At 65.9% G+C, this 7,968-nt stretch carries 8 protein-coding genes; 3 read left to right on the forward strand and 5 right to left on the reverse strand.

What is annotated here, in order from left to right:
- Window positions 1-1,608 (reverse strand): Na+/H+ antiporter NhaA (gene nhaA / locus A2J02_RS07515; protein WP_068048758.1); only part of this gene is annotated, 1,608 nt, incomplete at its 3' end.
- 222 nt (window positions 1,609-1,830) lie between these two features.
- On the opposite strand from nhaA, the gene A2J02_RS07520 reads away from it, so the two are divergent.
- Window positions 1,831-2,856 carry a zinc-binding metallopeptidase family protein gene (locus A2J02_RS07520; RefSeq protein ID WP_068048762.1) on the forward strand — a complete coding sequence of 342 codons (1,026 nt, stop codon included), beginning with the start codon at window positions 1,831-1,833 and terminating at the stop codon, window positions 2,854-2,856.
- A gap of 118 nt (window positions 2,857-2,974) precedes the next feature.
- Window positions 2,975-3,715 (forward strand): GAF and ANTAR domain-containing protein, encoded by a 741-nt coding sequence (locus A2J02_RS07525; RefSeq protein WP_156516137.1) that lies wholly within the window; start codon window positions 2,975-2,977, stop codon window positions 3,713-3,715.
- A gap of 27 nt (window positions 3,716-3,742) precedes the next feature.
- Here A2J02_RS07525 and A2J02_RS07530 read toward each other — a convergent pair whose 3' ends face one another.
- The 4 genes from A2J02_RS07530 to A2J02_RS07545 are packed head-to-tail and all read right to left on the reverse strand — an operon-like array spanning window position 3,743 to window position 6,865.
- Window positions 3,743-4,408, reverse strand: a complete 666-nt coding sequence (locus A2J02_RS07530) for a class I SAM-dependent DNA methyltransferase (RefSeq protein WP_231893761.1) — start codon at window positions 4,406-4,408, stop codon at window positions 3,743-3,745.
- Complete coding sequence (locus A2J02_RS07535; protein WP_068048768.1) at window positions 4,405-5,154, reverse strand: PIG-L deacetylase family protein; 750 nt, start codon at window positions 5,152-5,154, stop codon at window positions 4,405-4,407. The genes A2J02_RS07530 and A2J02_RS07535 overlap by 4 nt, the downstream gene beginning before the upstream one ends.
- Window positions 5,148-6,143 (reverse strand): acyl-CoA dehydrogenase family protein, encoded by a 996-nt coding sequence (locus tag A2J02_RS07540; protein WP_068048771.1) that lies wholly within the window; start codon window positions 6,141-6,143, stop codon window positions 5,148-5,150. Before A2J02_RS07540 ends, A2J02_RS07535 begins: the two co-directional genes overlap by 7 nt.
- On the reverse strand, window positions 6,140-6,865 hold the full coding sequence (locus A2J02_RS07545; RefSeq protein ID WP_068048774.1) for a glycosyltransferase: 726 nt from the start codon (window positions 6,863-6,865) through the stop codon (window positions 6,140-6,142). The genes A2J02_RS07540 and A2J02_RS07545 overlap by 4 nt, the downstream gene beginning before the upstream one ends.
- Window positions 6,866-7,161: 296 nt before the next feature.
- Between A2J02_RS07545 and A2J02_RS07550 the strand changes: the two genes are divergently transcribed.
- Window positions 7,162-7,968: L,D-transpeptidase (locus A2J02_RS07550; RefSeq protein ID WP_068048777.1), on the forward strand; the 807-nt coding region annotated here is incomplete at its 3' end.

The raw sequence follows: 7,968 nt of genomic DNA on the forward strand, positions 1-7,968 counted from the left end.
GTTGCGGAACAACATATCGGCCATCTCCCAGAACTTCCCCTGCGCTGCGGCGGCCTCGCTGGCGTACGCGGCGTAGCGGGCGTGCGGGTGATAGTCGTCGAGCGGCAGGTGCCGGTAGACGTAACGCAGGTTGTCGCCGAAGTGTTTGCGTACCTCGGCGACGCTGCCGGTTGCCTTGCTGCAGAACGGGCATTCGAAATCCGCGTACTCCACGATGGTCAGTGGTGCGTCCACCGGACCGCGGATGTGATCGCGCTTGACGTTCACCGGGCGCAGAATGCGCAGGGATGCTTCGGCTTTCGGCGGATGAATCTTCTCGTCGATGCGGAACAGGAGCCAGCCCAACACCGCCGCGATGACCGAGGCGGCCAACACGCCCACGCGTGCCTCGTCGGCCAGCAGTTCGTCGTCGAGGGCGAGGTCGATGATGAACAGGGAGATCGTGAACCCGATGCCGGACATCGCCGCACCACCGGCGATGTGCGAGAGCGTCAGTCCCGGAGCCAGGGACGACGGCCGCAGTTTCGCAAAAACGGCCGAGGCAGCGGTGATTCCGACGAGCTTGCCGAGGACGAGGCCGGCGATGATGCCCCACGTCAGCGTCGAGGTCGATGCAGCTTTCAGCGTCTCGGAGCTCAGCACCACGCCGGCATTGGCGAGCGCGAAGATCGGCACGATGATGAACGCCGTGTACGGCTGATAGAGCCGCATGAGACGTTCGTTGACCGACACCGCGCGATCGAGTCCGAGGCGGGCCGCGCGGGCGTATTCGGGATTGGGTGACTGACGGAACGCGCGCGTCAGATCCGACGCGCGTTCGACCTCGGTGCGTCGCGGCGGGTAGACCGGGAGGATCAGCGCGATCATCACTCCGGCAAGTGTGGGGTGCACTCCGGACTCGTACATCGCGACCCACGTGAACAGTGCGACGACGAAGTAGCCGACTCCGCGCCACACCTCGAGCCGGCGCAGCAGGAAGATCAGTCCGAGCCCGACGAACGCCAGCGCCAGCGGCACCACGTCGAGGTTGTCGGTGTAGAAGAACGCGATGATCGCCAGCGCGCCCACGTCGTCCGCGACAGCGAGCGTGAGCAGGAAGATGCGCAGCCGCGCAGCCTTCTTCGGTCCGAGCACGGCGAGCGCCCCGAGCAGGAACGCAGTATCGGTGGAGATGACGACGCCCCAGGCCTGGGCAGCGGGCCCGGACGGATTGAAGGCGAGGAACAGCAACGCAGGCGCGGCCAGGCCGGCAACGGCAGCGACGATCGGAATAGCGGCACGGGATCGGTCGGTGAGCTCGCCCATCGCGAACTCGCGTTTGACTTCGAGGCCGACGACGAAGAAGAACAGCGCCATGAGCCCGTCGTTCACCCAGTGGGCCAGGTCGAGGGAAATGCCGTGCTCGCCGATGGTGATCGAAAGCTCCGTGTGCCAGAACGACTGATAGGTCTCGCCGAAGGGTGAATTGGCCCAGATCAGCGCGATCAGTGTCGCCGCGAGCAGAAAGCCCGCCGCCAAGGTCTCGCTGTTCCTCTCGCCGCGAGCTCGCGAGATCCGTTCGACGAAACGCGCCATCGGCCGACTCGTCGGCGTGATCTGATCTGCCATCTTCCGGCCCGCGTCCTCTCGGAGAGTGTTGTGAAGCAGTCTGTACCAACGCGGCGGTCGGCGCTTTGGTTCCACGCAGGTGGGAGACCGCAGAGTAACGTTATTGCGCCGTCGAATCCGCCGCACGGCGAGAGATGTGCACGACATATTCGACAAACGGCATTAGTCCGCACATAAACGGGAATACGAGTCCGACTCAACCCCTGCCACGAAGGAACATCCATGCGTGATTTCATCTGCCGCAAATGCGGACAGAAGCTGTCGTTCGAGAACTCACTGTGTCTGAGCTGCTCGAGCGCACTCGGCTTCCATCTGCCGAGCAGAGCCCTGCTGGTGCTCCCGGACAAGGCCGACGACGGTGTCGCCGAGGCAGAGGTGGACGGGGCCACGTGGAAGATGTGCGCCAACCTCAACACTGCGCGCTGCAACTGGCTCGTCGACACGGCCGACACCGACGATCTCTGCGTGTCCTGCCGGCTCACCCGCACTCGCCCCGCCGACGACGACGTCGACGCGATGGCCGCGTACGCCGACGCCGAGACCAACAAGCGTCGCGTCGTGCTCGAACTGACCGAACTGGGGCTGCCCATCGTGGGCCGGGACGAGGACACCGCGACCGGCCTGGTGTTCGATCTGCTCTCCAGCGCAGAACAACAGGTCATGACCGGCCACGACAACGGCTTGATCACCCTCGACCTCGCCGAGGGAGACGACGTGCACCGCGAACAGTTGCGCGTCGCGATGTCCGAGCCGTATCGCACGCTCGTCGGGCACTTCCGGCACGAGATCGGCCACTACTACCAGATGGTGCTGGTCGGAGACGGTGAGCATCGCGCGGCCTTCGAGGAGCTGTTCGGGGATCCGGATTCGAGCTACCAGGACGCCCTCGACCGCCACTACAGCGAAGGTGCGCCCGAGGGCTGGGAGGACAACTACGTCTCGTCCTACGCCACCATGCACCCTGCCGAGGACTGGGCCGAGACGTTCGCGCACTACCTGCACATCCGCGACACCCTGGACACGGCCGCAGCGTTCGGTATGGCCCCGGCCGGTTCGACGCTGGAGAGCCCGTTGCCAGGTGACGTCGGCTTCGATCAGATCGTCGACTGGTGGTTGCCGCTGTCGTGGGCGCTGAACCAGATCAACCGATCGATGGGACACCAGGACCTCTACCCGTTCGTGCTGCCGCCGACCGTCGTGAAGAAAATCGGGTTCGTGCACTCGCTGATCGCACCCAGCACACTCTGATGCCCCGCTAACGGTCGTTGAGCTTTGCCATCAGGGGCGTATCCTGTGTTGTCGGCACACCGCCGATGCCGGGATGCGCCCCTGCGCAGTAGCAGGGCTCGTGCAACAGCAGGACGAGGTGACGACCATCAGCGAGCAGACAGTGGATTCGACGGGCACGCGCTCGCGGGTCAACGATTTCGAGCTGAGTCGACGGATGGCCGAGGTGGCCGAGAAGCTGCGGCGTCAGCATTCGGATCCGGATCGAGTTCTGGCCGTCATCACCGAGTCCGCGGTGGCCACCGTGCCGTCCGCAGAATTCGCGTCCATCACCACCGTGCTGCAGGGCAAGTTCGTACACAGCGCCGCGCTGTGTGGGGAGCCCGCCGGCCACTGCGACAAGATTCAGGAGCAGCTGGGCGAGGGACCGTGCCTCGAATCGGCGATCGAACAGACCACCATCAGGATCGACGACATGGACAGCGACACCCGCTGGCCGCTGTTCGCCGACGCGGCGTCTGCGCTCGGGGTCAAGAGCATGATCTGCTTCCAGCTCTACGTCGAGGGAGTCAACTTCGGCGCACTGAACCTGCATTCCACTCGTACCGACGCCTTCAGTGCCGAGGCCGAGTCGATCGGTTCGCTGTTCGCTGCGCACGCGGCCATCGCGTTCTCCACCGCACGCGAGGAGCAGCAGATTCGGGCCGCGTTGACCAGTCGAGACCTGATCGGTCAGGCCAAGGGCATGTTGATGGAGCGCTACAACCTGAACTCGCAGGCGGCATTCGCCTTGCTGGCCAAGCTGTCTCAGGACACCAACGTCAAACTCGCCGATCTCGCCGAACAGCTGGTCATCGACGCCGCGAAATCGACCGACTGAGCCCCGTCTCCTGGAGGTCGAGCGCAGTCAGCGCACATCGAGGCCGTCGGTGCTCGCGACCGACACCGCCGGACCGTCCGAGGCGACGAAGACCTCGATCCGAACGTCCTCGTCCAGATAGCGACTCAGTAGCGCCAAACCGGTTGTTGCGGCGATGATCTCGTGCACGCGATCACCCGAGATCGGATAGTCGTCCACGTCGTGACGCCAATGCGCTGCCACCAGAGTGCCCCCTGCTTCCAGGTGGTCGACGGCGCGCGTCATCGCCGATGCGAGATCCGCGGCGTCGAGGTAGTAGCCGACCTCGCTGACGACGATCAGATCGAACGTCTCCTCGGGTGTCGGCAATGCCGACCAATGGTCGGACAACGACCACAACGCGAATTCGACTGCGGCAGTCTCACCTACACGCGTGCGGGCCGAATCGAGGGCACTGTCCACCACATCGGTCGACACCACGTGATCGCACCGGGTCGCCAACTGTTCGGTGAGCACGCCGATGGAGCAGCCGGGTTCGAGTGCTCGCCGATAGTGCGGCTTCGGCAATGAGGCCATGGTCAATGCGTACTTGCGTCGCTCGTACCATTTGCTGTCGAGCATGAACGGATCGTCCTTGGCCGCATAGACATTGCGGAAGTAGTCGGCACTCAGGCTGGTCGGAGAACCGGGGCTCGTCCGAGAATCCATGCTCATGCGAACACCACCTCGAACGGTCGCCGGTAGCGGGCCAATATGTGCGGGGGCAACACCGCTCGATCCGCGGGGTGATCGGACAGGGGCCGGATCTGAGAATGGAACTGCTCGATCGACGCGCGCTTGGCGTCGAGGGTATGCGCCGGGAGATCGACACGGCGGCATCGTGTCCACGGAACTGCAGGATGGTTCGGAGTTGCCCAGTGCCACATCCAGATCGGGTACTCGACCACCGGTATCCCGACGGCATTCGCCGCAGTGAGACAGGCCCGCGCGGTCGCTTCGTGGTCGGGATGACCGTCTCCGCGCCAGGGCGTCAGGCACCAGGTGCCCGGGGTGGCGTCGAGCAACGGCATCAATGCATCGGCCACGGCACCCTCGTGCTGCTCGACGGCACCGTCGGCGATCTGCAACCGCGTCGGAGAGTGGTCGATTCCCAACTCCGCCAACGCGCGTTCGGATTCGACGGGGCGTCGTGCCCGCAGATCCTCCGCCGTCACAGTCGGGGAACCGGGGTGCGAGCCGTCACCGTCGGTCACCGCGACCACCCTCACGTCGACCCCTGCCGCGGCCGCCAACGACAGCAGGCCACCGACGCCGAGCACCTCGTCGTCCGGGTGCGGGGCGACGACGACCATCGTGACGACGTCCTTCCACTGCAGACCGGGGATGGACCAGTCGGCCGACATCCAATCCGATTCGGCGGTGCCGACATCGACTTCGGCGTCGAATGCGTTCTCTACCATGGGTTGTCCTCCTCGGCGATGTCCTGCCCGAGGGCTTCGAGATCGCGTTCGGCATGGCTCTGCCTCAGATAGACGGTGAGATCTGCGACGCGCCGCGCGTGCTCGGCATCGCTGCACAGCGGGCCGGCACCGAGAGCGCGGCCGACGCGGTCGATGCACTGAGTCGCCGCGTCCTCGACCACCGCCCGCACGATGCGGGCTCGGGTCCGGGCTCGACCGGAACGGTCGAACGGATCGGCGTCCACTTCGGCGGCCGCGGTGGTCAGTGCGCTCGACGCCGCACCGAGTGCCGCTGCGATGGCACCGAGATGTGCGGCACGGTGCGGGTCCGGCCTGGTGCGAACGGCGGCGTGCAGCGTGTCCGCCACCGCGCACGCGCTACCGAACCAGGCTGCCGACACCCCGATGGCACCGTGCCAGAAGCCCGGACGGGTGAGGTAATCGGTCGGTCCGCCGACCGCAACGGCCGGGACGCTGTCGAATGCAACCGAGCCGGAATCGCTTTCGCTCATCCCCACTGCATGCCACGTGTCGGGTACCGGGGTTGCGCCCGGATGCGTCAGATCGACGGCGAACAGCCGAGGACTTCCCTCGACGCGCGCAGTGACCAGAGCGTTCGTACACAGTGACGCACCCGAGCACCACGGCTTCGTTCCGGTGAGAACCCAGCCCGAGTCCTCCAGTACCGCCTCGAGAATCGGAGCAGGCGGTTCCGCAGCCCACACTCCCCAGATCTGACCGCGCTGTGGCGTCGGGCCGTCGAGTTCGTGCAGGATCGCGATCGCGTCGGTGTGCGCTTCGGACCACCGGCCCAGCACCGTGTTGTGACGGCTCAGGGCGGCGAGCGACTGCCAGCGCAGATCGGTGTATCCCGAGCCGGGCAGCGCGAGGTCGAGACGACCGTCCGCCTCGAACGCCAAGAACGCGTTGCGCAGACCGGTGTCGATGTCTGCGCGGTCGGTGGATTCGAGAAAATCGGTCTCGCTCATGCGGTGGCCTCCAGGGAACGTAGGAATCCGGCCATGCCGTCGGGCGCTCTGCCGCTGAGGCGACCCGACGTCGTGACAGGGATGTCGCACACTCGACGGCACTCGATGCCGCCGAGCTCGAGGCGTCGGACCAGATCGTGGTCCTCGCCGGTGGTCAAAGGTGCGAATCCTCCGACCGCGAAGTACTCGGTCGCTCGGACGCCGAGGTTGGCGCCGTGCACGTGTGGGTGGCCGATTTCGTGCCGGTAGTGCGCGTCGTACGACGATCGCAACCCGAGGTTCTCCTCGACGTGGCCCTCGAAATCGACCGCCACCGTCCCGGCTACTGCCCGAGCGCCCTCGGCGGCATGCCGAAGATGGCCGAGCAGCCAGTCCTCACCCACCCGGGTGTCCGCATCGGTGGTGACGAGCCAGGTGGCGTCGAGCCGACTGCCGTCTCGCGGGCTGCTCGCGAATCCGGCGGCCCGGGCTGCTCCGACGTTGCGATGCGCCACCTCGATCGCCGACACCGACGGGTGACGTGCGGCGATGTGCGCCGAGTCGTCGGTGCACGCATCGAGTACGACGACCGTCGAGACGGTCACCGCCGCCACTGCGACGGCGCGACGCTCAGCCCGGGACAGGGCCGTCAGACAGGCGTCGAGCAGATCCTGCTCGTTGTGCGCGGGTACGACGACGACGATGTGACTGACTGGGGTACGGGGGAAAGCATCGGAGATCACGGTCCACCCTTCTCGGACACCGGACGAAGAAGAGTCCGTTTCGGAAACCGCCGGTGTCTGGACGGGATGTGCTTCCCTCGCACATACCCGTTCCCCGGCTGCCGACACATGCGTCCTGGCCTGCAGAGACAGTGCTCGGGACCGGTTGCGGGAAGATACTCGTACTCGCGGTTTTTTTCGTCCGTTTCGGAGATATCCGATTAGCAAATGTCGGGGCGGTATGTGTTAATGGGCTTTGCTCACGCACAGCTCTGTCGGTGGGCATCGCGACGCAGCACGAAGGATGGTCGGGTTACATGGCATCACCGGTTCGCACACGCAGATTCGCCCGTATCGGCGCGATCGTTGCAGGTACAGCCCTTGCTGCGTCCGCCGCATTCGGTTCGGCACAGGCCGCGCCGTTGTGGCCGGGCGGCCCGGAGGTCTCCATCCCCGGAATGCCGGGGTCCTCGGATCCGGCTGCGCCCGCTCCCCAGCAGCAGATCGTCCCGCAGCTCGCGCCCGCGAACTTCGCCGATCCGAGCATCAGCCCCTCCGGCGGCGAGGTCGTCGGAGTCGCGCAGCCCATCGCCATCCGCTTCGACGAGGCAATCGGTGATCGTGACGCCGCCCTGCGAGCGATTCGCGTCACGACGAACCCGTCCGTCGACGGCCACTTCTACTGGATCAACGACACCCAGGTCCGCTGGCTGCCCAACGAGTTCTACCCGGCGCACACCCAGGTGACCGTCGAGGCCGGCGGAGCGAAAGCCGAATTCTCCACCGGCGACTCCATCATCACCACGGCCGACGACAACACCAAGCAGATCACCGTCACCCGCAACGGCGAGGTCGTCCGCACCATGCCCACCTCGATGGGCAAGGTCGGACACGAAACCCCCAACGGCACCTACATCGTCGGCGAGCGGTTCCGCGACATGTACATGGACTCGTCCACGTACGGCGTCCCGATCGACTCCGAGGAGGGCTACCGCACGTACGTCGAGTACGCGACGCGCATCTCCTACAGCGGCATCTTCGTGCACGCCGCCCCGTGGTCGGAATCGCAGCAGGGCTACTCCAACGAATCGCACGGCTGCCTCAACGTCAGCACCGAAGACGGC

The sequence above is a fragment of the Rhodococcus sp. EPR-147 genome, assembly GCF_001647185.1.
Taxonomy (GTDB): Bacteria; Actinomycetota; Actinomycetes; order Mycobacteriales; family Mycobacteriaceae; genus Rhodococcoides.